At 58.4% G+C, this 23831-nt stretch carries 24 protein-coding genes, 1 tRNA gene and 1 pseudogene; 16 read left to right on the top strand and 10 right to left on the bottom strand.

Annotated features, from left to right (window positions below; genetic code table 11):
- Positions 1-146: 146 nt before the first annotated feature.
- From ACZ89R_RS19970 to ACZ89R_RS19955, 4 genes are all read left to right on the top strand, one after another.
- The gene (locus tag ACZ89R_RS19970) at positions 147-1439 is read left to right on the top strand and encodes a murein hydrolase activator EnvC family protein (RefSeq protein ID WP_429544818.1); all 1293 of its coding nucleotides are present in this window, start codon (positions 147-149) and stop codon (positions 1437-1439) included.
- 34 nt (positions 1440-1473) lie between these two features.
- Positions 1474-2793: a S41 family peptidase gene (locus ACZ89R_RS19965; RefSeq protein WP_123500034.1), complete on the top strand. Its 1320-nt coding sequence runs from the start codon at positions 1474-1476 to the stop codon at positions 2791-2793.
- A gap of 1 nt (position 2794) precedes the next feature.
- Positions 2795-3592 (top strand): divergent polysaccharide deacetylase family protein, encoded by a 798-nt coding sequence (locus tag ACZ89R_RS19960; protein ID WP_429544819.1) that lies wholly within the window; start codon positions 2795-2797, stop codon positions 3590-3592.
- Positions 3593-3696: 104 nt separating this feature from the next.
- Positions 3697-4935 (top strand): trypsin-like serine peptidase, encoded by a 1239-nt coding sequence (locus ACZ89R_RS19955; RefSeq protein ID WP_429544820.1) that lies wholly within the window; start codon positions 3697-3699, stop codon positions 4933-4935.
- A gap of 3 nt (positions 4936-4938) precedes the next feature.
- Here ACZ89R_RS19955 and ACZ89R_RS19950 read toward each other — a convergent pair whose 3' ends face one another.
- The 7 genes from ACZ89R_RS19950 to ACZ89R_RS19920 form a co-directional block, all read right to left on the bottom strand.
- Positions 4939-5694: a substrate-binding periplasmic protein gene (locus ACZ89R_RS19950; RefSeq protein WP_429544821.1), complete on the bottom strand. Its 756-nt coding sequence runs from the start codon at positions 5692-5694 to the stop codon at positions 4939-4941.
- 68 nt (positions 5695-5762) lie between these two features.
- The gene (gene hisF / locus ACZ89R_RS19945; protein ID WP_007897430.1) at positions 5763-6533 is read right to left on the bottom strand and encodes an imidazole glycerol phosphate synthase subunit HisF; all 771 of its coding nucleotides are present in this window, start codon (positions 6531-6533) and stop codon (positions 5763-5765) included.
- A gap of 9 nt (positions 6534-6542) precedes the next feature.
- Positions 6543-7280 (bottom strand): 1-(5-phosphoribosyl)-5-[(5-phosphoribosylamino)methylideneamino]imidazole-4-carboxamide isomerase, encoded by a 738-nt coding sequence (gene hisA, locus ACZ89R_RS19940; RefSeq protein WP_305447824.1) that lies wholly within the window; start codon positions 7278-7280, stop codon positions 6543-6545.
- A 42-nt stretch (positions 7281-7322) separates the two neighbouring features.
- A complete protein-coding gene (locus tag ACZ89R_RS19935) occupies positions 7323-7583 on the bottom strand; it encodes a DUF2164 domain-containing protein (RefSeq protein WP_429387942.1) in 261 nt (86 codons plus the stop codon).
- Positions 7584-8222 (bottom strand): imidazole glycerol phosphate synthase subunit HisH, encoded by a 639-nt coding sequence (hisH, locus tag ACZ89R_RS19930; protein WP_123500044.1) that lies wholly within the window; start codon positions 8220-8222, stop codon positions 7584-7586. It abuts the gene before it with no gap.
- Positions 8222-8815 carry an imidazoleglycerol-phosphate dehydratase HisB gene (hisB, locus tag ACZ89R_RS19925; RefSeq protein WP_007939452.1) on the bottom strand — a complete coding sequence of 198 codons (594 nt, stop codon included), beginning with the start codon at positions 8813-8815 and terminating at the stop codon, positions 8222-8224. The genes hisH and hisB overlap by 1 nt, the downstream gene beginning before the upstream one ends.
- A gap of 282 nt (positions 8816-9097) precedes the next feature.
- Positions 9098-10762, bottom strand: coding sequence for an OFA family MFS transporter (locus ACZ89R_RS19920; RefSeq protein WP_429542152.1), 1665 nt, complete (start codon positions 10760-10762; stop codon positions 9098-9100).
- A 257-nt stretch (positions 10763-11019) separates the two neighbouring features.
- Between ACZ89R_RS19920 and ACZ89R_RS19915 the strand changes: the two genes are divergently transcribed.
- The 6 genes from ACZ89R_RS19915 to ACZ89R_RS19890 all read left to right on the top strand — a co-directional run bounded on the left by ACZ89R_RS19915 (position 11020) and on the right by ACZ89R_RS19890 (position 15884).
- Entirely contained in the window at positions 11020-11424 is a 405-nt protein-coding gene (locus tag ACZ89R_RS19915; RefSeq protein ID WP_429544822.1) for an acetyl-CoA sensor PanZ family protein, read from the top strand.
- Between the two features lie 77 nt (positions 11425-11501).
- A complete protein-coding gene (locus tag ACZ89R_RS19910; protein WP_429544823.1) occupies positions 11502-13736 on the top strand; it encodes an AsmA family protein in 2235 nt (744 codons plus the stop codon).
- Positions 13733-14800: an A/G-specific adenine glycosylase gene (mutY, locus tag ACZ89R_RS19905; RefSeq protein WP_429544824.1), complete on the top strand. Its 1068-nt coding sequence runs from the start codon at positions 13733-13735 to the stop codon at positions 14798-14800. The genes ACZ89R_RS19910 and mutY overlap by 4 nt, the downstream gene beginning before the upstream one ends.
- Positions 14797-15069 carry an oxidative damage protection protein gene (locus ACZ89R_RS19900; protein ID WP_007897448.1) on the top strand — a complete coding sequence of 91 codons (273 nt, stop codon included), beginning with the start codon at positions 14797-14799 and terminating at the stop codon, positions 15067-15069. The genes mutY and ACZ89R_RS19900 overlap by 4 nt, the downstream gene beginning before the upstream one ends.
- A gap of 103 nt (positions 15070-15172) precedes the next feature.
- Positions 15173-15248, top strand: a tRNA-Phe gene (locus ACZ89R_RS19895).
- A 171-nt stretch (positions 15249-15419) separates the two neighbouring features.
- Entirely contained in the window at positions 15420-15884 is a 465-nt protein-coding gene (locus tag ACZ89R_RS19890; RefSeq protein ID WP_429544825.1) for a hypothetical protein, read from the top strand.
- Between the two features lie 128 nt (positions 15885-16012).
- Here the strand turns inward: ACZ89R_RS19890 and ACZ89R_RS19885 are convergent, their stop codons facing one another.
- Together ACZ89R_RS19885 and ACZ89R_RS19880 are read right to left on the bottom strand one after the other, a co-directional pair.
- Positions 16013-16135 (bottom strand): hypothetical protein, encoded by a 123-nt coding sequence (locus tag ACZ89R_RS19885; RefSeq protein ID WP_259698701.1) that lies wholly within the window; start codon positions 16133-16135, stop codon positions 16013-16015.
- A 411-nt stretch (positions 16136-16546) separates the two neighbouring features.
- On the bottom strand, positions 16547-16996 hold the full coding sequence (locus ACZ89R_RS19880; RefSeq protein WP_429544826.1) for a carboxypeptidase regulatory-like domain-containing protein: 450 nt from the start codon (positions 16994-16996) through the stop codon (positions 16547-16549).
- A 262-nt stretch (positions 16997-17258) separates the two neighbouring features.
- Between ACZ89R_RS19880 and ACZ89R_RS19875 the strand changes: the two are divergent.
- The 4 genes and pseudogenes from ACZ89R_RS19875 (at position 17259) to ACZ89R_RS19860 (ending at position 20269) form a co-directional block, all read left to right on the top strand.
- Positions 17259-18312, top strand: a pseudogene (locus ACZ89R_RS19875) (PDDEXK nuclease domain-containing protein).
- Positions 18313-18381: 69 nt separating this feature from the next.
- Entirely contained in the window at positions 18382-19356 is a 975-nt protein-coding gene (locus tag ACZ89R_RS19870) for an alpha/beta hydrolase family protein (RefSeq protein ID WP_429544827.1), read from the top strand.
- Positions 19357-19393: 37 nt separating this feature from the next.
- A complete protein-coding gene (locus tag ACZ89R_RS19865; protein ID WP_192346647.1) occupies positions 19394-19810 on the top strand; it encodes a hypothetical protein in 417 nt (138 codons plus the stop codon).
- Between the two features lie 6 nt (positions 19811-19816).
- Complete coding sequence (locus ACZ89R_RS19860; RefSeq protein WP_429431444.1) at positions 19817-20269, top strand: hypothetical protein; 453 nt, start codon at positions 19817-19819, stop codon at positions 20267-20269.
- Between the two features lie 70 nt (positions 20270-20339).
- Here the strand turns inward: ACZ89R_RS19860 and gabP are convergent, their stop codons facing one another.
- Entirely contained in the window at positions 20340-21734 is a 1395-nt protein-coding gene (gabP, locus tag ACZ89R_RS19855) for a GABA permease (protein WP_429544828.1), read from the bottom strand.
- A 552-nt stretch (positions 21735-22286) separates the two neighbouring features.
- Here gabP and ACZ89R_RS19850 point away from each other — a divergent pair.
- Together ACZ89R_RS19850 and ACZ89R_RS19845 are read left to right on the top strand one after the other, a co-directional pair.
- Positions 22287-23060: an ABC transporter ATP-binding protein gene (locus tag ACZ89R_RS19850; RefSeq protein ID WP_007897462.1), complete on the top strand. Its 774-nt coding sequence runs from the start codon at positions 22287-22289 to the stop codon at positions 23058-23060.
- A 13-nt stretch (positions 23061-23073) separates the two neighbouring features.
- The gene (locus ACZ89R_RS19845; protein WP_429544829.1) at positions 23074-23820 is read left to right on the top strand and encodes an ABC transporter substrate-binding protein; all 747 of its coding nucleotides are present in this window, start codon (positions 23074-23076) and stop codon (positions 23818-23820) included.
- The last annotated feature ends 11 nt before the right edge of the window (positions 23821-23831 follow it).

The raw sequence follows: 23831 nt of genomic DNA, 5'->3' as shown, positions 1-23831 counted from the left end.
TACTGATGCCATCGCGAGCAGGCTCGCTCCCACATTGGTTTTCAGTGTTTTTCTGTCCAGTTATCACACAACCCCAATTGGGCATTTTTTTTGCTGCGCTTGGCGGGCATACTAGGCCGTCCCTTTCCCTGGTGTCGCCCGCCTCTATGCTTCGCGTCCTGATAGCCCTTGCCCTGACTTGCCTGCTTCAACCGGCCTTTGCCGACGAGCGCACGCAAACCCAACAACAGTTGGACGCCACGCGTCAGGACATTGCCGAGCTGAAAAAATTGCTGGGTAAACTCCAGGAAGAAAAATCCGGGGTGCAGAAAGACCTCAAGGGCACCGAAACCGAGATGGGCAAGCTCGAGAAGCAGGTCGAAGCCCTGCAAAAAGAGCTGAAGAAAAGCGAATCCGAGCTGCAGCGACTCGATGCCGAGAAAAAAAAACTCCAGAGCGCGCGCATTGAACAGCAACGACTGATCGCCATCCAGGCCCGCGCGGCCTATCAGAATGGGCGTCAGGAATACCTCAAGCTGCTGCTCAACCAGCAGAATCCGGAAAAATTCGCTCGCACCCTCACCTATTACGACTATCTGAGCCAGGCCCGCCTGGAGCAGCTGAAGAATTTCAACGAAACCCTGCGCCAACTGGCCAATGTCGAAAAAGACATCGGCCTGCAGCAGGCGCAATTGCTAGTGCAGAAAAGCAGCCTCGACAGCCAGCGCGACGAACTCGACAAGGTCCGCAAGGAGCGCCAGCAAGTCCTGGCCAAACTCAGCGACGATGTGAAGGCCCGCGATCAGAAACTGGCGGCGCGCGAGCAGGATCAGGCAGATCTGTCTAAAGTCCTTAAAACCATTGAAGAAACCCTGGCCCGTCAGGCCCGAGAGGCAGAAGAAGCGCGGCAAAAAGCGCTGATCGCCCAGCAGGAAGCCGAAAAAAAGCGTTTACGTGAGGCTCAGGCTGAAGCAGATGCCACTGACGCCCCGCGCAAAACCGTTAAATCGACACCCGGCGCACTGGTTTCAAGTTCAGGCGAAACCTTTGGCGGCCCCTTTGCCTCCTCCCGCGGCAAACTTCCATGGCCGGTTGATGGTCGACTGCTGGCGCGCTTCGGTGAAAGCCGTGGCGACGATGCCCGTACCAAATGGGACGGCGTAATGATCAGCGCCTCCGCCGGCAGCCAGGTGCATGCCGTTCACGGCGGCCGCGTGGTGTTTGCCGATTGGTTACGAGGCGCCGGGTTGCTGGTGATCCTCGACCACGGCAACGGTTTTTTGAGTCTTTACGGTCACAACCAGACGCTGCTCAAGTCTGCGGGTGACGTGGTAAAAGCCGGTGAGTCCATCTCCACTGTCGGTAGCAGTGGCGGCCAGGACACACCAGCACTGTATTTCGCTATTCGTCAGCAGGGTCACCCGAGTGATCCGGCGCAATGGTGTCGCGCGCAAGGATAGGCGTTGAGTCACCTACATTAGGAGTTCGTTCGACATGCTGTATTTGTCCCGCCTTACCTCGCTGGCCCTGACGATTGCCCTAGTGATCGGCGCACCGTTGGCGTTTGCCGCTGAGCCTGCCCCGGTGATCGCACCTGCGGGCACTGCTGCGACCACCAAGGCGCCATTGCCGCTGGACGAGTTGCGCACTTTTGCCGAAGTCATGGACCGGATCAAGGCCGCCTATGTGGAACCGGTGGACGACAAGACCCTGCTGGAAAACGCCATCAAAGGCATGCTCAGCAACCTCGACCCGCACTCCGCGTACCTCGGCCCGGAAGACTTCGCTGAATTGCAGGAAAGCACCAGCGGCGAATTCGGCGGCCTGGGCATCGAAGTCGGCGCCGAAGACGGTTTCATCAAAGTGGTTTCGCCCATCGATGACACCCCGGCCTCCAAGGCGGGCATTCAGGCCGGCGACTTCATCGTCAAGATCAACGGCCAGCCGACTCGCGGCCAAAGCATGACCGAAGCCATCGACAAGATGCGCGGCAAGATCGGCCAGAAGATCACCCTGACCCTGGTACGCGATGGCGGTGCGCCGTTCGACGTGACCCTGGTCCGCGCCATCATTCAAGTGAAGAGCGTGAAGAGCCAGCTGCTGGAGTCCGGCTACGGCTACATCCGTATCACCCAGTTCCAGGTCAAGACCGGCGAAGAGGTCTCCAAGGCCCTGGCCAAGCTGCGCAAGGACAACGGCAAGAAACTCAGCGGTATCGTCCTCGACCTGCGTAACAACCCGGGCGGCGTGCTGCAATCGGCGGTGGAAGTGGTCGACCACTTCATCACCAAAGGCCTGATCGTCTACACCAAGGGCCGTATCGCCAACTCCGAATTGCGCTTCTCCGCCACCGGCAAGGACGAAAGCGAAGCCGTGCCAATGGTCGTGCTGATCAACGGCGGCAGTGCCTCGGCCTCGGAAATTGTCGCCGGCGCCCTGCAGGATCAGAAACGCGCCGTGGTCATGGGCACCACCAGTTTCGGCAAAGGCTCGGTGCAGACCGTGTTGCCGCTGAATAACGAGCGCGCACTGAAAATCACCACGGCGCTGTACTACACGCCGAACGGCCGCTCGATCCAGGCTCAGGGCATCGTCCCGGACATCGAAGTGCGCAGGGCCAAGATCACCAACGAGCAGGACGGCGAATACTTCAAGGAAGCCGATCTGCAAGGTCACTTGGGCAATGGCAACGGCGGCGCCGATAAACCGACCGGTTCCGGTGGCAAAGCCAAGGCCATGCCGCAGGATGACGATTACCAGTTGGCCCAGGCCCTGAGCCTGCTCAAAGGGCTGAGCATCACCTCCGGCCGCTGAGATGCGCCTGCGGTTGCTCCTCGGCCTGCTGTGTTGTCTGGCGGGTGTCGCTCACGCGGCGCCTGCCACGACGGCGGCCACACCGGCGAAGGCTTATCTGAGCCTGATCATCGATGACCTGGGGCAGAACCTGCTTCAGGATCGCCGCGTGCTGGCGCTGCCCGGCCCGGTCACTGCGGCAATCATGCCCGACACCCCCCACGCCACCGAGTTCGCCCGCGAAGCCCATCGCGCCGGCAAGGTCGTCATCCTGCACATGCCCATGGCCCCGGCCACCGGGCCATTCGCCTGGCATCCCGAGTTACCCATCGAAGAACTCGAGAAGCGCTTGAACGCGGCGTTCAAGGCTGTGCCGTATACCGCTGGTATCAACAACCACATGGGCAGCCGCATGACCGCCCAGCAACCGGCCATGGCCTGGCTGATGGCCGACTTGCAGCGTCGACACAAGTTCTTCGTCGACAGCCGCACCAGTGCACAAACCGTGGCCGCCGCCGAGGCGCAGAAGATCGGTTTGGCGAGCGTTTCGCGGGATGTGTTCCTCGATGACGAGCCCACTGAAGCCGCGATTTTCACTCAGCTACAAACGGCTATCAGCCTGGCGCGCAAGCAGGGTTCTGCGGTGATGATCGGGCATCCGTATCCGCAGACATTGGCGGTGCTTGAACGTGAATTGCCCAAGCTCAAGGCTCAGGGCATTGACTGGATCGATATCCAACAAATGATCAGCGTGCGCGGCAATCGCGCGACGGCGGCACATGGCAAGGATGGCCAGTACCGCCTCCCAACCGCCCGGTAATTGCTCGCAGCCCACTCCATTTCGCGATAACTATTTATACCTGTCGGCACACAGACGCGTGCCACGATAGCGCTCACCCCGAATTTCATCACCAAGGAATGGACATGAAATATCTCAGCTTGTTTTGCTTCACCGGCCTGATTGGCCTGCTGGCTATTTCCGCCGTGCAGGCCCGCGACCTGGGCGAAGGCGCTGTCAACGACTCACCGTCAAGGGCACTGCAAAACAGCGAACATTTTTATGAAATCTGGAGCGGCGTGGGACGACTCAGTCTCCACTCGGGCGAGACTTGCAGCGCCGTTCTACTGGATACGCGAAACAGGCAAGGCCGAGCCACCGGCCCTGCTTACCTGCTCACCAGCGGTCATTGCGTATTCTTTGGGTACGGTTCGGCGCGGACCAATCTGCCTTTGAAAGCCAGCGTCACCTTCCGCTACTTCCATGACGTACCACAGCGCAAGCGCCAATACGCCATCCGAACTGCCCGATGGAGCAGTCTGGTCGGGACCGATCTTGCAGTACTGGAAGTAGACGCAACATTGGCGTCGCTGATACAGGCCGGGATCAACCCGCTCAAGCTGGCCTCCCATCAAACCTACGAAAGTCAGGATGCGCTTAACGTTGGCGCGCCGGGCGGCTTTACCGAACAGGGGCTTCGATTGAGCGCCTGTGCTGAACAAACCGCCGGAACGTTTATCGATCACCCTGGGGTTTTCCCTTTGGCCATGAAAAACAGCTGCGATCTTCACGCTGGCAGCTCCGGTAGCCCGATGCTGATCCGCCGCACCAATGAAATCACCGGCATCGTCAGTAAAGTCGGGATCTCGCGCAATACCCCGGCGCCGCCCGATTGTAAGCACTCGACGTCTTGCAAGGCCGCCCGTTTCAACTACAGCTACTCGGCCAACTTCCTGCACAAGTGCTTTATTGACGGTGTTTTTACCCGCGATGGGGCGCAGTGTTCGTTGGAGCCGGTCGAACTGACTGTCATGGAGCCCTGGAAGCTCAAGTCATACGTTTATAGAACGCAAAATGCGGATGAGCAGATCGTATTGCCTACGTGGGACTTCAGGTTCTCCCTCGAGGCGCCCTTCTACCGCTACAAAACGGTCCATAACGCTCAGGATTGTCAGGCGCCACGCAACTATAGCGCCGCCATCCGCGCTGAAGATGCTTACATCAATACTGAAATCGGACCACAAAGCGGCGCCTATGCGCTCTGTATTATCGGTGTCGCCTCACGGGAACAGCAGCTGACAAGGGCGACATTGAATAACGTGTTTACAAGCGCCATGTACTTGAGCGCGACGCCGGACGCTGCGCTTCAGACCCCATCGAGGTAATTGCTACAGATAGCGCCCCATGATGTCGTCAACAATGCCTTCCTTGCGCAGTTGATCCAGCGCCGCTTGCAGCTTGGCGACGGTTTCGTCCGGCACGTCCTTGTTCAGCGCCAGGTAGAGCTCGGCGCTGTTGAAGCGCAGCACGGTCTTGAGCCCGTTCACGCCTTCCTGGCGCGCCAGGTAGCGGCCTGCCGGGTCACCCGTGGCCCACAGATCAATCTGGCCGTTGACCAGTTTTTTGGCGTTATCTTGATCGCGCAGCACAACAATCGGTTTCAATCCTTGCTTGGCCAGTGTCTCGGCAATCGCATCGCCCTTGTAGGCGCCGATCTTGTACTTGCGCGCCTGCTCCAGCGACTCGAGGGTGATCTTGCTATCGGCCTTGGCCAGCAGGATCCAGTCGTCCGGGCCGATAGGGCCGACCCACTTGAAGAGTTTCTCGCGGTCCGGCAACCGTGCTATCACGAACACGCCATAGCCAGGTTTTTCCAGGGCGAGTTTGTAGATTCGCTCCCAAGGGAAACGCAGTGTCAGGCTGTAGGTAATGTCGGCGCGTTTGAACATCTCGCGGACGATATCCACGGCGATGCCATTGATGTTCTCGTCCTGAGCAAAATTCTTGCCGTTCTTCGCCATGTTGTACGGCGGGAAGTTTTCCGTCAGCAACACCAGACCGGTGCCGGGATTTTCTTCGGCGTGAACTCCGTTGATGAACAACAGAGAAGCGCTGGCGAGGACAAGAAGAAGACGTTTAAGCATGTCGGGCTACCAGAATCCATGGCGTGCCCAAGAGTGCCTTGAGCCCGCCATACTGTCCACTGGCCTGTTTAACGCATCACGATGCCGCGATGAGCCATGTAAGCCTTGGCTTCCTGCACGGTGTATTCGCCGAAGTGGAAAATACTCGCCGCCAACACCGCGCTGGCGTGGCCTTCAAGGATGCCGTCGGCCAAGTGCTGCAGGTTGCCAACACCGCCGGACGCGATCACCGGAATCCCCAGCGCATCACTGATGGCGCGGGTGACACCCAGGTCAAAGCCGTTTTTCATGCCGTCCTGGTCCATGCTGGTCAGCAGGATTTCGCCGGCGCCGAGGCCTTCCATCTTCTTCGCCCACTCAACGGCGTCGAGGCCGGTTGGCTTGCGACCGCCATGGGTGAAGATTTCCCAGCGCGGGGTTTCGCCCGGACCGGACACTTTCTTCGCGTCGATGGCGACGACGATGCACTGCGAGCCGAAATGCTGAGCTGCTTCGCCGACGAATTCCGGGTTGAACACTGCTGCGGTGTTGATCGAGACCTTGTCCGCACCGGCATTGAGCAAGTTACGGATGTCCTGCACGGTACGCACGCCGCCGCCGACGGTCAGCGGGATGAACACCTGGCTGGCCATGCGTTCGACGGTATGCAGCGTGGTGTCGCGACCGTCGACGCTGGCGGTGATGTCGAGAAAGGTAATCTCGTCGGCACCTTGCTCGTCGTAGCGACGGGCTATTTCCACCGGGTCGCCGGCGTCGCGAATATTCTCAAACTTGACGCCCTTGACCACCCGGCCGTTATCCACGTCCAGGCAAGGGATGATGCGTTTGGCCAGCGCCATGGTGAGTCCTCAGCCTTTGTACGAATCGCAGAAAGCTTGCGCTTGCGCGACATCGAGGGTGCCTTCGTAAATCGCCCGGCCGGTGATGGCGCCGATGATGCCTGGCGCCTTGGCGTCGAGCAGCGACTTGATGTCACCCAGATTGTGGATACCGCCGGAAGCGATCACCGGAATCTTCGTCGCCGCGGCCAAAGCGGCGGTGTACGAAACGTTGCAGCCCTGCATCATGCCGTCTTTGGCGATGTCGGTATAAACGATCGCGGACACGCCGTCGGCCTCGAATTGCCTGGCCAGGTCGATCACCTGAATGGTGCTGATTTCAGCCCAGCCGTCGGTGGCGACAAAACCGTCTTTGGCATCCAGACCGACGATCACTTTGCCCGGAAACGCGCGGCAGGCTTCTGCAACGAAAGCCGGATCTTTCACGGCCTTGGTGCCGATGATCACGTAGCTCACGCCCGCTTTCACGTAGTGTTCAATGGTTTCCAGCGAGCGGATACCGCCGCCGATCTGAATCGGCAGGTTCGGGTAGCGCTTGGCGATGGCGGTGACTACTTCGCCGTTGACCGGCTGGCCTTCGAAAGCACCGTTCAGGTCGACCAGATGCAGACGGCGGCAACCGCCTTCCACCCACTTGGCAGCCATGCTCACCGGGTCATCGGAGAACACCGTGGAATCTTCCATGCGGCCCTGGCGCAGACGAACACAGGCACCGTCTTTGAGATCGATAGCGGGAATAATCAGCATCTGGCAAACCTTCAAATTCGAGTGTTCAGCTTGGCTCGGAAATCAGTTTTTCTCGAGCGCCCACAGGTCGCTTTCGATGCTTTCGAACCTCTCTTTGAGGTGCGTCTGCACATCGAAAATCGCCCTGTTGTAATAGTGCGGAGCAATTTCGCGGGTAAACAGCTCAAGGATTTCAGCCGCTTCGAACGACCCCAGGTCCAGCTCGAAGCGATCCTCCATGAAGCGTTTGATCTTGTGATTGGCCTCGTTCTCCTGCTCGGGAGTGAGGCTCAGGATCGGCGGCTTGCCCTTCTTGACGGCCATTTACCAGCGACCATCCCACGCCGCGAAGTTCTGCAGTAATTGCAGGCCATGGGTATGGCTCTTCTCCGGGTGGAACTGCACGGCGAAACGCGAGCCGTCGGCCAGCGCTGCGGCGAAATCGACCCCGTAGTGACCGCTACCCACCACCTGCCGCGCATTGCCGGCAGCGATGTAGTAGCTGTGCACGAAGTAGAAACGCGCCAGGTCCGGAATGTTGTGCCACAGCGGGTGTTCTACCGTCTGCTTCACTTCGTTCCAGCCCATGTGCGGCACTTTCAAGTGTTCGCCGTCTTCGTGCAAATCCTTGCCGAAGAACTTCACCTGACCCGGGAACAGGCCAATACAGTCCACGCCATCGTTCTCTTCGCTGCTGTCGAGCAAGGCTTGCATGCCCACGCAGATGCCGAGGAACGGACGGTCCTGGCTGACTTCACGCACCAGCGAGTCGAAGCCCAGGCGACGGATCTCCGCCATGCAATCGCGAATCGCACCAACGCCGGGGAAAACCACCCGGTCGGCTTCACGAATCACATCGGCATCGCTGGTGATCAGTACCTTGCCGGCACCGACGTGCTCGAGGGCCTTGGCCACCGAGTGCAGGTTGCCCATGCCGTAATCGATAACCGCGACCGTCTGCATTACAGAACGCCTTTGGTCGACGGCATCTGACCGGCCATGCGGTCATCCAGCTCTACGGCCATGCGCAGGGCGCGGCCGAAAGCCTTGAACACGGTTTCGATCTGGTGGTGGGTGTTGTGCCCACGCAGGTTGTCGATGTGCAGGGTGACGTTGGCGTGGTTGACGAAGCCCTGGAAAAATTCCTGGAACAGGTCAACGTCGAAACCGCCGACGGTCGCGCGGGTATAAGGAACATGCATCTGCAGGCCAGGACGACCGGAGAAGTCGATCACCACACGCGACAGCGCTTCATCGAGCGGCACGTAGGCGTGGCCGTAGCGACGAATGCCTTTCTTGTCGCCGATGGCTTTGGTGAAGGCTTGACCCAGGGTGATACCGACGTCTTCCACCGTGTGGTGGTCGTCGATATGCAGGTCGCCCTTGCTGACAATATCCAGGTCGATCAGCCCGTGACGGGCGATCTGGTCCAGCATGTGCTCAAGAAAAGGTACACCGATATCAAATCGGGCCTTTCCGGTGCCATCCAGGTTGATCGAGGCTTTGATCTGGGTTTCCAGAGTGTCGCGCTCGACAGACGCCATACGTTCGGCCATCACCAGCTCCGCAAAAATCATTGGGGCGAAAAAGGCAGCCATTATAGGGTCGCGGGCGCTAAACAGAAACACGAGAGGTGATATCACTGACGGACTGACTCCCCTGCTGTCGGGGATAGACATGTCAGTACAAGCAAAAAGATCGCAGCCTCCGGCAGCTCCTACACCGACCGCATCCACACGATGCTATGTGAACACTGACTGTAGGAGCTGCCGAAGGCTGCGATCTTTTCGGGCATAAACAAATGTGCCTGACACAAACCTGTCAGGCACAAACGGTGCTTAGTGAAACAACACCGCAGTCTTCTGCAACGTCACCCAAACACCCCATGCCAACGGAATGCCCACAACCAGCCACGCAGCCACCGCCAAAGGCTTGGTACCCGCATCCGCTTTCCACTCCAACACAGTGCTGGCGTCAGCACCTTTGTCGTGGCCCAGCGCTTGTTCGGCGGCCAGTTCGGCCTCGGTCATGAAGTACTTGTCGGCCACCGGACGCACCAGCAGGTTGCAGATGAAACCCAACACCAGCAGGCCCGCGAGGATGTACAGGGTGATGTCGTATGCCGCAGCGCGTTCAACGCCGATGCTCAGCTGATATTCACGCAGGTAGTTCACCAACACCGGCCCCAACACACCCGCCGCCGCCCACGCCGTCAGCAAACGACCGTGGATCGCGCCGACCATTTGCGTACCGAACAGGTCAGCCAGATACGCCGGCACCGTCGCAAAACCACCGCCGTACATCGACAGAATGATGCAGAACGCAGCCACGAACAGCGCAACGTTGCCCAGGTGACCGAGGTTCGGGATCAGCGCGTACAGGGCAAAACCCAGGGCGAAGAACACGAAATAGGTGTTTTTGCGACCCAGGTAATCCGAGAACGAGGCCCAGAAGAACCGGCCGCCGATGTTGAACAGACTCAACAAACCAGTGAAACCGGCAGCAATCGCCGCGATCGAGGCCAGTTGCGAAGCGTCCAGCTGACCGAATGTCAGGCCGTTACCCAACAACGTGCCGGCAAACACTTCCTGCAACAGCGGCGAAGCCATGCCGAGGATGCCGATACCCGCAGAAACGTTCAGGCACAACACCAGCCACACCAGACGGAATTGCGGGGTCTTCCACGCCACATTCACGTGCACGTGACGGTGAGTGATCATCGCGTTCGAGGCTTTTTTTGCCGGAGCAGTCCAGCCTTCAGGCTTCCAGCCGGTTGGCGGAACGCGGTAGGACAGCGCGCCACCGATCATGAACACGAAGTAGATCGCGGCCATTACCAGGAAGCTCTGCCATACGCCCACGCTGGTTGGCGAAGCGAAGTGCCCCATCAGCGCGGCTGCCAGTGGAGCACCCACCATCGCGCCTCCACCGAAGCCCATGATCGCCATGCCGGTTGCCATGCCGCGCTTGTCCGGGAACCACTTGATCAGGGTCGAGACCGGCGAGATGTAACCCAGCCCCAGGCCGATACCACCAATGACCCCGGAGCCGATCCACATCAGCCAGATCTGGTGGGTATAGACCCCCAGCGCCGAAATCAGCAGACCACCACACCAGCACAGTGCCGATACCACACCGGCCTTGCGAGGACCTGCGTGTTCCAGCCAGCCGCCCCAGATCGCTGCCGAGCAGCCAAGGAAGATGAAGAACAGGGTGTAGATCCAGCCGAGCATCGAGATCGGCCAGTCGCATTGAGACGAAAAGACCTGAGCGATGAAGCTCATGTCCGGCGCGCAAGTCACGGCCTTGGTGACGCCCAAGGCTTTGGACAACGGCAACCAGAACACCGAAAAGCCGTAGGCCATGCCGATGCACAGGTGGATGGCCAGAGCGGCCGGTGGTACCAGCCAACGGTTGAAACCGGGCCTGGCGATGATGCGCTCCTTGGACAGGAACGCGGGCTGGTCGGCTTTGATGCCGTCCGCCGTGATGCTCGTAGTCATGGTGTTTCCCCCAATTATTAGTATTGTTCGCCAGCCGTACTTCACCCCCAGCCTTAATGCACGCAGGCATGACTTTTTTTAGGTGAAGCTCCATTTTGGTGCGACATCACGTCGCAGAAGGGACGGACGAACGGGCAGAGGTTACCATTTGCAGGTGACAGAAAAACCAAACTGATATCACCTTTTTGTACGTCGTCCGATCTCGTACCACTGAACGAACATGTGTTCACCCGCATTAACTTTTCAAAGGAAGCGCCATGCCGATCATTGTCGAGCTGCTGAACGAAGCCACTTACCAGGATCAGCAAGATCTGCAGAAGATCTACCGCGACGCACCGGACTGGCTGTTTGCGCCATTCACAGGGGATAGGCAGTTGATCGAAGGCTGCCTGCAGGACGGTTCGCTGATCGCCGGACGATTCAACGATCGGCTGTTGGGTGCGGCACGCTTGCAACGACACCAGGACGCTTGGCATCTGTCCCATTTATGCGTACGAAAAATCACTCGTCGCCGTGGCGTTGCCGAGCGTCTGGTGAACGAAGCGCAGAAAATGGCGTCGCAATCGGGCGCGACATTACGGCTGTTGGCGCCTGCCGGGCACCTCGAAGCTCAAGCGCTGGCGGCTAAGCTGAAGGTGCCGCTGGATGAGCTCCCGATGTGATCGCTGACCGGTCAGCCACTTCGGAGCGCTATACTCCCCGGCTAAATTTCGAATTCGACTAATACAAGGACTCGCCCATGAAAGCGTTCGGCAAAATCCTGGGTCTGGTACTTCTCGGGCTGTTGCTGATCATTGTGGCGCTGGGCTTTGCCCTGACCCACCTCTTCGATCCCAACGACTATAAAGACGAGATTCGCCAGATTGCCCGCGACAAGGCCCACATCGAGCTGACGCTCAATGGCGATATCGGCTGGAGCCTGTTTCCCTGGCTAGGCCTGGAATTGCACGAAGCCAGTGTTGCGACCCTGGCCAAGCCTACCGAACCGTTCGCCGACTTGCAGATGCTCGGCCTGTCGGTCCGCGTGATTCCGCTGCTGCGCCGCGAAGTGCAAATGAGCGATGTGCGCGTCGAAGGCTTGAACCTGCGCCTGAACCGCGACAAGGATGGCCACGGCAATTGGGAAGACATCGGCAAGGTCCCGGCGCCTGCCACCCCGAGTACCTCGGCCACGCCGCCCGCCGCCACCGGCGAACCCGCGCCAACGACTACCGCTCAAGCAGAAAAACCGGCCCAGCCGATCCGCCTGGACATCGACAGCCTGACCGTTAACAACGCCCGCGTTGAATACAGCGATGAGAAAACCGGCAAGCAGTTCAGCGCCGAAAGCATCCAGCTGAGCACCGGCCCCGTGCACGACTCGACCAACATCCCGGTCAAACTCACCGCATTTCTCGGTACCAACCAACCGGTTCTGCGGGTGCGGACCGAGCTGGCCGGCGAGTTGCGTTTCGAGCGGGCGCTACAGCGCTACAAATTCGAAGACATGAAACTCTCCGGTGAAGTCGCAGGCGATCCGCTGCAAGGCAAGACCATGACCTTCGCCGCTCAAGGTCAGTTGCTGCTGGACAAGGCCGCCAACGTCGCCGAATGGACCGGCATCAAAATCTCCGCCAACCAGCTGCGCGCCTTGGGTGAACTGAAGGCCAACGACCTCGACAAGACCCCGCAAATCAGCGGCGGCCTGTCGATTGCCCAGTTCGATCTGGCGAAATTCGTCGACAGCATCGGCCAGAAACTCCCGGCGATGGCCGAAGGCAGCCTGAGCAAAGTCGAACTGGCCAGCCAGGTTGCCGGCACGCCGACCAGTTTGTCCCTCGACAACCTCAACCTGAAACTCGACGACAGCACTTTCAGCGGCCGCATTGCTGTCGAGGACTTCGCCAAGCAATCGCTGCGACTGAACCTCAAGGCTGACACCTTCAACGTCGATCGTTACTTGCCACCAAAATCCGCCGAAGCCAACAGCGCGAAACAGGTGCGTCAGGCTGAAGTGGCCAACACCGAGAACGAGGCCATGGCCGGCGCAGGCAGTTCACCGCTGCCACCCTCACCGACCAAAGGCCCGTGGAGCACCGAGCGTCTGTTGCCGGTGGAGCGTCTGAGCAAACTCGACGTGAACGCTGACCTGACCTTCGGCCAGCTGACCCTCGACAAACTGCCGATTCAGAATGCGGCCCTCAAGGCCACAGGCCTTGGCGGCCTGCTGACGCTGGAGAACCTGCGCGGTGACCTGTACGACGGCAACTTCGAAGCCAAAGGTACCCTGGACGTGCGCCAGCAAGTGCCGGCGCTGAACATGCAGACGCGCATCAGCAAAGTGCCTGTAGAAAAAATCCTCGAAAGCCAGGGGAAAAATCCCCCGGTTCAAGGCATGGTTACACTCGATAGCACGCTGACCAGCAGCGGCAATAGCCAGAGCGTGCTGATCGATAACCTCAACGGCAACGCCAGTTTCGTCATCAACAACGGCGTGCTGCTCAATGCCAATCTTGAACAGCAACTGTGCAAAGGCATCGCCACCCTGAATCGCAAAACCCTCACCGGCGAGCCACGGGGCAAGGACACACCGTTCGAAGAGCTCAAGGGCAACCTGACCTTCCACAACGGCGTGGCCAGCAACCCCGACCTTAAAGTGCGCATCCCGGGTATGACCGTCAACGGTAACGGCGACATCGACCTGCGGGTGCTGGGCATGGATTACCGCGTCGGCGTGATCGTCGAAGGCGACAAGAGCGACATGCCGGACCCGGCCTGCCAGGTCAGCGAGCGCTTCGTCGGCATCGAGTGGCCACTGCGCTGCCGTGGTCCGCTGGAACTGGGTGCCAAGGCTTGCCGCGTCGACAACGAACGCATGGGACAAGTCGCGAGCAAACTGGCTGGCGAGCGGATCAGCGAAAAAATCGACGAAAAGCTTGGCGATAAAGTCAGCCCGGAACTGAAAGACGCGCTCAAGGGGCTGTTCAAGCGATGAGAGCCGAGCAGTTTTCAACGGCGGTACTGGATTGGTACGACCGCCACGGCCGCCACGATTTGCCTTGGCAGCAGGGCATCACCCCTTACCGGGTATGGGTCTCGGAAATCATGTTGCAGCAAACCCAGGTCAGCACTGTGCTGAACTACTTCGACCGTTTCATGGCGTCGTTGCCGACGGTCGAAGCCCTGGCCGCTGCGCCGGAAGACGAAGTGCTGCACCTGTGGACCGGTCTCGGTTATTACACCCGCGCGCGCAACTTGCAGAAGACCGCGAAGATTATCGTTGCCGAATATGGGGGCGAGTTTCCCCGTGATGTGGAAAAGCTCACAGATCTGCCGGGTATCGGCCTGTCCACCGCTGGCGCGATTGCCAGCCTGAGCATGGGCCTGCGGGCGCCGATCCTCGATGGCAACGTCAAACGGGTGCTGGCGCGCTTTACCGCGCAAGAGGGTTATCCGGGCGAGCCCAAGGTTGCCAAACAGCTGTGGGCCAACGCTGAGCGCTTTACGCCACATGATCGGGTCAACGCCTACACCCAGGCGATGATGGACCTGGGCGCCACGCTCTGCACCCGCAGCAAACCGAGCTGCCTGCTCTGCCCGCTGGAAAAGGGCTGCGAGGCGCACATGCTTGGCCTGGAAACCCGCTACCCGATTCCCAAACCACGCAAAGCCGTGCCACAGAAGCGCACGCTGATGCCGATGCTCGCCAACGGTGAAGGGGCAATTCTGCTTTACCGTCGCCCTTCCACGGGCCTGTGGGGCGGTCTCTGGAGCCTGCCGGAACTCGACGACCTCGACGACCTGCAACATCTGGCTTCGCAGCACTCGCTGGAACTGGGCGACCAACAGCCACTGCCGAGCCTGGTACACACCTTCAGCCACTTTCAGTTATCCATCGAACCCTGGCTGGTTCAGGTTCAGGAGGCTGGCCATCACGTGGCCGAGGCCGACTGGCTCTGGTATAACCTCGCCACCCCGCCGCGCCTGGGCCTTGCCGCCCCGGTCAAAACCTTGCTCGAACGCGCGGCCGCCGTATTGAACGCAGGAGAGTCGTCATGACCCGCACCATCATGTGCCGCAAGTACAAAGAAGAATTGCCCGCCCTGGAACGCGCTCCATTTCCGGGCGCCAAAGGTCAGGACATTTTTGACCACGTCTCGGCCAAGGCCTGGGCCGACTGGCAGAAACACCAGACCCTGCTCATCAACGAAAAACGCCTGAACATGATGAATGCCGAAGATCGCAAATATCTTCAAGGCGAGATGGACAAGTTCTTTTCCGGCGAGGAATACGCCAAGGCTGAAGGCTACGTTCCGCCGGCTGAATAACCCCGCTTTTTCGGGGGGTGGATCGTAAGCGACGGTAATAATTAAAATTTTTTTGAAAACTTTCTTGACGACCCCCTGAAAAACCAGTTTAATGCGCCCCGTTGCCCAGATAGCTCAGTCGGTAGAGCAGGGGATTGAAAATCCCCGTGTCGGCGGTTCGATTCCGTCTCTGGGCACCAAATACCGAAAACCCTGAATCGCGAGATTCAGGGTTTTTTTATGTCTGGGATTTGATGGCGCTCGATTTCCGGCTGTCTTCTACGACTGATTCCTACAGGCGGAGGCCTTAAAACAGCCGCACGTTTGCGCTTTAATACTCGGAATTTCTTTTCTGAAAAGGGCAGAAGCCTATGGCATCCCTGACCAAGCAACAAAAGCGAGCCAAACGCGCCAAGGTAAAAGCCAAGCAACAGCGCGTAGCCCGAAGCATTCACCACCCTGCCCTGTTCGACGATTTGTCTGATGAACCAGATGCCTATCCGGCTGAGTTCTTCGAAACTCTGTTTACCCAATTTCATGAAGCGGAAAACCAAAGCCGCAAAGCGCTGTTTGTCGCGCTATTCATCGCTCTGGCCGATGTCATATCGGCAGCCCCCGACCTTCAACAGGAACTGGTCGAGACGGGCGATGCTTGCGAATCGATGGCGATGCTCAGTCAATCCTTTTTGATTGATTATCGGGAGTGGGCTTATGGCGCCACAGAGGCCGAAACCCTGGAATGGCTTACCAGGCCTGATGTACTTGATGATTTCAATCTGGCCGCGGAAGAAGCGGTTGCCGAGTTGGCAGCAAATCTATCCGAAGACGACGAATAGTCCCGCTCGCTACGGACAAACCGAACAGGTGATGCCTCGCACTCATCCTCGAAGCTCTGCACAACTGTATTGCCCACAAGGAATATCAATCGCGCACGCAAATTATTGTTACCGGACGCATCGACCGGCTAGTGTTCGAAAACGCCGGCGACTTCTTCGAGGGCCAGCCCGAAGACTATTTTCATCGGTGAGCAGACTCCGATTTGATACCGCAATCCGTGGCTGACCCAGGCCATGGTCAATCTAAGCATGATCGACACCATGGGCTTCGCCATCCGCACCAAGACCCTGTCACAGCGCAGCCGCTATTTTCCGCTTCAAGCACTATGGCTCAGCATCCCGTGACGAGTGGTCACGCTGATCCTAGACAAACTTCAGACGCTTTAGACGAAAAACAGAAGCAGAACAAATTCCGCAACCTGCTGAACGCTATGTCGACTTGCGACAATCATCGAAAAATCAGGGCGATTTACACAAAGGCCGATGGATTCCAAAGCCCGAACCAAGCATCTTTATCTAGACAAACTTTAGTCAAACTAAAGACAAACTCCGCCGCCGAGCCGAGTACCGTCTCCGGGACACCAAAACCCTGAACCGTAAAGATTCAGGGTTTTTTTATGCCTGGGATTTGATCAGGCGTCGCGCAAGTCGTCTCTCTTTGGCTAGTTTTCACTACCCCAATGGAAGACAAGATTGCGAGCAGCGCCACTTCCTACCTCCGCCGTATCACGCCGCTCCTCACCATTGCGTGTCGCGATGACTGTGTACTTGCCAGGTGGCAGTTGTACGTAAACCAGCGGCCCGGCCTCACTCAGGGTCAGTACGGGCTGCCCCGGGTCTTTCTGAATGACCAGATTCACATCCGGAACATATTTGTTCTCCACACCGGTAGAGAAGGTCATGTGTAGGTTGTAGCCCTTTGTTTGCTGGATAGCTTTAGCCTCATCCTCTCCGATACCGCCGGACAGGTAGGTAATCCCGTTTTGCTGTTGCTGCTGGACTTGCACGCCTGAGGGATCGATCGGTTCAAGACTGGCGGCGTTAAGCACGACTGGAAGCATCAATACGCCAACAGCGGCGATGGGCAGCATGAATGAATGGACGTACTTCATGATGGCGACTCCCGGGTTACGCAGAACCCAATCGTTACTCTTTTTAGATTTGTTGCTAAATGTTCAAGTTTTAGATCGATTTGAACTTGGGATCACTGCGAATCGGACTACGTGATGTGCTCCTCATGCATGGGCTGTCGTCGGCCCGGTCCTGCAAAGCAAATTCGCCTTTCCTTCCGATTTACCAGCAACGCCCGGCATCGCGGACTATCACTCCCTTGCCATCCTCTTCCGCCTGTTTCCTTCAGCCGCGGAAAATCTCATGAATCCTCTCAAACCCGGTAACACTCAAGATCCACAGATCACTTCACTGCTCGGCAATCTTGGCGAGTTGATCCGTGAAGCGCGTCAGAAGGTGCTGCGAGCGGTCGATACCGTTCAGGTGCAAACCTGTTGGCAGATCGGACGGCATATTGTGGAGTTCGAGCAGGAAGGCGCTCGACGGGCGGTGTATGGCAAGCAGTTGCTGTCGACGCTGGCGAAAGTACTGACGGAGCAATTTGGGAAAGGTTTCGACGCTTCCAACCTTCGCTACATGCGCCTGTTCTACCAAGCATTCCCAATTCGTGACGCACTGCGTCACGAATTGAGCTGGACCCATTACCGCAGGCTGCTACGAGTCGACAATGACAATGCTCGCCACTGGTACATGAACGAATCTGCTCTGCAGAACTGGTCAAGTCGCGCCCTTGAGCGCCAAATCAATACCCTCTATTACGAACGCTTGCTGGCGAGCCGCGACCGGGCTGCCGTCAAAAGCCGACACCAACATCCAGCAAATGAACGCCAGCCCTCGGGAGTTCATCCGTGACCCCGTGCTACTGGAGTTTCTCGGCCTGCCCAATGCGGGCTTGATCCAGGAAAGCGAACTTGAACAAGCCTTGATCGATCAACTCCAGGGTTTCCTGCTCGAATTGGGCAAAGGCTTCGCCTTCATCGCTCGCCAGCAACGCATCAGTACCGAGAGCAAAGACTTCTACATCGATCTGGTGTTCTACAACTACCTGCTCAAGTGCTTCGTCATCTTCGACCTCAAGCGCGGCGTACTGACCCACCAGGATGTTGGCCAGATGGACATGTACGTGCGCATGTACGACGATCTCAAGCGCGGACCGGAGGATAGTCCCACCGTCGGTCTCATTCTCTGCGCGCAAAAAGATGAATCGGTGGTGCGCTATTCAGTGCTGCAAGGCAACGAACAACTGTTCGCCAGTACCTACAGACTGGTGCTGCCGAGCGAGGAGGAACTTCGCACAGAACTGGATCGGGAATGGGCGGTGCTTGAGGAGCGGTTGCTCAAGCAGAGGCTCCGATAAGCACCGGTGGATTGTTCATAAACGGCGTGAAGACTATGGTGGTTCGCTAACCGCAAAGGTTCAACGCCGATGAATTTGCAGGAAATGCCCTCACTGGCCCCGACGCAACTTGAATTGCCGTTACCCACCGGCACACCTGGTGACTCTTTCAAGGAGCCCGCCTCCGACGGCTTCATCCTTGGCGGTTTCACCTGGCGGCATACGAATCAAGACCCAACCCGTGCGGTGGTGATCATCAACGCGGCGACTTCAGTCCGCTGCCGACACTACTCGCGCTTCGCCGATTACCTGTTCGCCAACGGCTTCGACGTGATCACCTATGACTACCGCGGCATTGGCGAGTCGCGCCCGGCGTCGCTGAAAGGGCTTGATGCCTCTTGGTCCGACTGGGGCGCGCTGGATTTCGAGGCGATGCTGCAAAGGGCACAACGCGAGTTTGCAGGACAACCCATCAATGTCGTCGGCCACAGCTTCGGCGGTTGTGCGGCAGGGTTGGGCGCCTCGGGGCATGTGATCCGACGCCTGGTGACGGTGGGTGCGCAGTTCGCTTACTGGCGCGACTATGCCCCCGCCCATCGCTGGCGAATGTTTGGGAAGTGGCACGTGACGATGCCATTGATGACCCTGCTTTATGGCTATTTTCCCGGCAAACGCCTCGGCTGGCTCGAAGACACCCCGGCCGGTGTAGTCCGCGACTGGAGCATGCCCACCGCCCGATACGAGAAACGCCCCAGCGGTCGTGTCATCCACGCCAAAAACGGTCAGCTCCCCTTCGCCAATGTCACCGCCCAAACCCTGGCCATCAGCCTCAGCGACGATCCGTATGGCACCATTGCGGCCATCGAACGCCTGCTCAGCTACTTCACTGGCAGTACAAACACCCACCTGCGAATCACCCCTGAAGACATCGACGAAGAAGAAGTCGGACATTTCGCCTTTTTTCGTAGCGCATACCAAGCCACACTATGGCCCATTGCATTGTCCTGGCTGCGAACCGGCGAGCTGGCCCCCGATACACCCGGGCGGCGAGTGCCACGCAGTTGATGGATGCGCCCCCTCAACGAATTACGGAACGACGCCCATGGCCTCCGCCAACAAGCAGAACAAACGCGCCTCCCGCGCCAAAGCCAAGGCCAAGCAGAACCGCACCCAGCGGGCCGCTGCGCCGGTCGAGCTGGACCCGAACGACGATCGCATCGACTTCGAATCGGTAGACCTGACCGAACTGTTCAAGAAAATGATCGACGCCGAAAAAATCAGTCAGCGAGCGATGTGCGCAGCCTTCCTCGAAGACCCGCTGCTGGAACTGGTGTACGAGCAGGAAGGCGAAGAAGGCGCAATGGACTTCATCCTCGCGGCACTGATCGAATACCGCCAATGGTCCACCGAGACAGACGAAGCCGGCGCCCTGGCGTGGATCGAATCTGCGGCCTTCCAGGCTGACTACGTGGCGGCGTCCGACACCATCGCGGCCCAAACCCAACAGAAACCAGACTGAGTTCCCATGGCATCCCTGAACAAGCAACAGAAACGCGCCAAACGCGCCAAAATCAAAGCCAAGCAAATCAATATCCACGGCAGAAAACCCGCCGCGCTGGACGATGACCTGGGCGACATCGGTGAGCCGATCCCGGAATACACCTTGGCGATGTTCAGCAAAATGCGTGACGCCGAGGCTACCAGCCGCAACGACATGCTGCTGACCCTGCTGTCAGACCTCGCCGAAATCATCAGCGACCATCCAGAATTGCTGGACATGGAAAACGCCGACAACGAAGCCATGGCCGCCACACATTTGGCCGCCGACATGCTGATCGACTACCGCATGTGGGCTGATGGCATGGACCGCGACGCCGCCCAGGCCTGGCTGACCGACCCGCAATTCATCACCGACTTTGGCGATGCGCTGGACAGTTATCGCCAGTCGCTGGACCTGCCAGTGGAAAAGGCCGAGTAAGGCTACCCCAGAAATAAAAACGGCCGCTTGTCATCACTGACAGCGGCCGTTTTGCGTTACGCGGTACGAATCAGTTCAGCACCACCGCGCCCACTTTCTGCAGCTTGCGACGGCGAGCCACAAACAATCCGGCAGCCACTACCAACAAGCTCAACAGACCGGTCGCGAGGATCTCCACGCGATGGGCTTCCTGGAACAGCATGATGGTCAGAGCCGCGACAATGAATACGATCACCGCGTAGGTCAGGCCCGGGAACAGCCACATGCTGAAGGCGATTTTTTCACCGCGAGCCATACGCTGTTTGCGCATACGCAGTTGCGAAATCGCGATCACCAGGTACACCAGCAACGCGATGGCGCCCGAGCTGGCCAGCAGGAATTCGAATACAGCGGCCGGCGCCACGTAGTTAGCGAACACTGCAAGAAACGCAGCTGCAGTCGACAGCATCACGGCCCAATAAGGTGTGCCGCTGCTATTGGTGCGCTGGGAAACGGCCGGCGCATCGCCGCGTTTGCCCAACGAGAACATCATGCGCGAAGCAGTGTAGAGCGCCGAGTTGAGGCAGCTGGTTACCGCAACCAGAACCACGATATCGACGATCAGCTTGGCATTCGGGATACCCATGCGCTCCAGCACAGTCTGGTAGGAACCGACACTAGCCAGAATCGGGTCATTCCATGGCACCAAGGCCACAACGATGAAGATGGAGACGAGGTAGAACAAGCCAATCCGCCAGATCACCGAGTTGGTAGCCTTGGAAATCTGCTGGCCAGGGTTCTTCGATTCCGCGGCCGCGATGGTCACGATCTCAGTGCCCATGAAGGAAAACATAGTGGTCAGGATGGCACCCAGCACTGCGCCCATGCCGTTTGGCAGGAAGCCTTGAGTGTCAAACAAATGCGACACGCCGCTGACCTGGCTGGTCGGCAGGAAGCCGAAGATTGCCAGAATGCCAAGACCGATAAAGCCGATGATCGCAATGACTTTGACCAGGGCGAACCAGAACTCGAATTCTCCATAGTTCTTCACACTGAACAGGTTGGTCACGGTCAGCAGCAAGGTGATAACCAAGGTGAAGGCCCAGATCGCCACGTTCGGGAACCAGGCATGCAAAATGGTCGCGGCAGCATTAGCCTCCAGCGGGATGACTAAAACCCAGAACCACCAGTAGAGCCAGCCGATGGTGAAACCGGCCCAGTGACCGATCGCGCGATCGGCGTATGTCGAGAAGGAACCTGTGTCTGGCGATGCAACGGCCATCTCGCCAAGCATTCGCATGACCAGAACCACTAGGGCACCGGCGGCCGCGTAAGCCAACAGCACGGCCGGGCCAGCAGCGGCAATGGCGTGGCCGGAGCCGACGAACAGGCCGGCGCCGATAACCCCGGCGATCGACAGCATGGTCACATGACGCGGTTTTAGCCCCTGTTCAAGGCCATTGGAGGAGCTTTGGCTACTGCTCATTAAAACTACCTTTGCAAGTAAAACGATGACATCGGCCCGGTCTGAAATCCCTTCTCGTAAAAAGAATCCAACAGGGCGTTTCTTATTCTGCACGCAATAATTGCGCCAAAATGTTTCATACGCCCGTTACCCGGGGCCTGCACGCTGATCGAGCAGTTATCGCAAGTCATTGAGATTAATGGCATTTCGCCAGAGCGTTACTCTGCCACCCACTTCAGTAACGAATCTGCGCACCAAAAACACATCAAGAAATACAGGTACGCACAATAAAAGTGCAGTTCGGGTACGTTTGTCCGGTTGGCGCTTCCAACACCCCGCCAAAGCTGGCAACATCGCGCCTTTTTTTACGCGACAGCCACGTCCAAGCGTGTTCAAACGGCTGTTCGGTTGTTGATGGGGCGACAGTCTGCTGTGCCGATGCGACAACCTGCCACATGCCACCCGTTTACCGTCCGTAGCGCTGTTGGCTGCCATTCGAACGCTATGCTAGCTTGGCCGCCTCGCCAGGAAGGCCGCCAATAGCAGGAGCGCAAAACACTATGAGGAACGCACATGGCTGAGGCCACGCCCGCGCTTGAAATCCGCAACTTGCACAAACGCTACGGACAGCTTGAGGTGCTCAAAGGCATCTCGCTGACCGCCCGCGACGGCGATGTGATCTCGATCCTGGGTTCCTCCGGTTCCGGCAAGTCCACGTTCCTGCGTTGCATCAACCTGCTGGAAAACCCGCATCAGGGCCAGATCCTGGTGGCCGGCGAAGAACTCAAGCTCAAAGCCGCCAAGAACGGCGAACTGGTCGCTGCCGACGGCAAGCAGATCAATCGCCTGCGCAGCGAGATCGGTTTTGTATTTCAAAACTTTAATCTCTGGCCGCACATGAGCGTGCTCGACAACATCATCGAAGCCCCGCGCCGCGTACTCGGGCAGAGTAAGGCCGAAGCCATTGAAGTCGCCGAAGCCTTGCTGGCCAAGGTCGGCATCGCTGACAAGCGCCACGCCTACCCGGCGCAACTCTCCGGCGGTCAGCAGCAACGCGCGGCTATCGCCCGCACCCTGGCGATGCAGCCCAAGGTCATTCTGTTCGACGAACCCACCTCCGCCCTTGACCCGGAAATGGTCCAGGAAGTACTTAATGTCATCCGCGCATTGGCCGAAGAAGGCCGCACCATGCTGCTCGTGACCCATGAAATGGGCTTTGCCCGTCAGGTTTCCAGCGAAGTGGTGTTCCTCCACCAGGGCCTGGTAGAAGAACAAGGATCGCCGCAGCAGGTGTTTGAAAACCCGCTTTCGGCACGCTGCAAACAATTCATGTCCAGCAACCGCTAACGGAGCTACCCGCATGCAGAACTACAAAAAAATCTTCCTGGCCGCTGCTGTCACCCTGGCCTTCAGCGCCGGTGCCGCCGCCGAGACCTTGAAGATGGGCATCGAAGCGGCCTACCCGCCGTTCAACAACAAAGATGCCAGTGGCAATGTCGTCGGCTTCGACAGAGAAATCGGTGATGCCCTGTGCGCCAAGATGAAAGTCGAGTGCACCGTGGTCACGTCCGACTGGGACGGCATCATTCCGGCCCTGAACGCCAAGAAGTTCGACTTCCTGATCTCCTCGATGTCGATCACTGACGAGCGCAAGCAAGCAGTGGACTTCACCGCCCCGTACTACTCCAACAAGCTGCAGTTCATCGCACCGAAAAACGTCGATTTCAAAACCGACAAGGAGTCGTTGCAGGGCAAAGTGATCGGCGCCCAACGCGCAACCCTGGCCGGCACCTGGCTGGAAGACAACATGGAAGGCGTCGAAATCAAACTCTACGACACCCAGGAAAACGCCTACCTGGACCTGACTTCGGGTCGTCTGGACGGCATCCTGGCCGACAAGTACGTCAACTACGAATGGCTGAAAAGCGAGGCCGGCCGGGCTTACGAATTCAAGGGCGACCCGGTTGAAGAAAGCGACAAGATCGGTATCGCTGTGCGCAAGAACGACCCGATTCGCGAAAAGCTGGACAATGCGCTGAAAGAAATCGTCGCTGATGGCACCTACAAAAAGATCAACGACAAGTACTTCCCGTTCAGCATCTACTGATTCTGACCTGC

Source organism: Pseudomonas sp. TE3728 (genome assembly GCF_056279145.1).
This window is presented reverse-complemented; position numbering and strand designations above follow the sequence as displayed.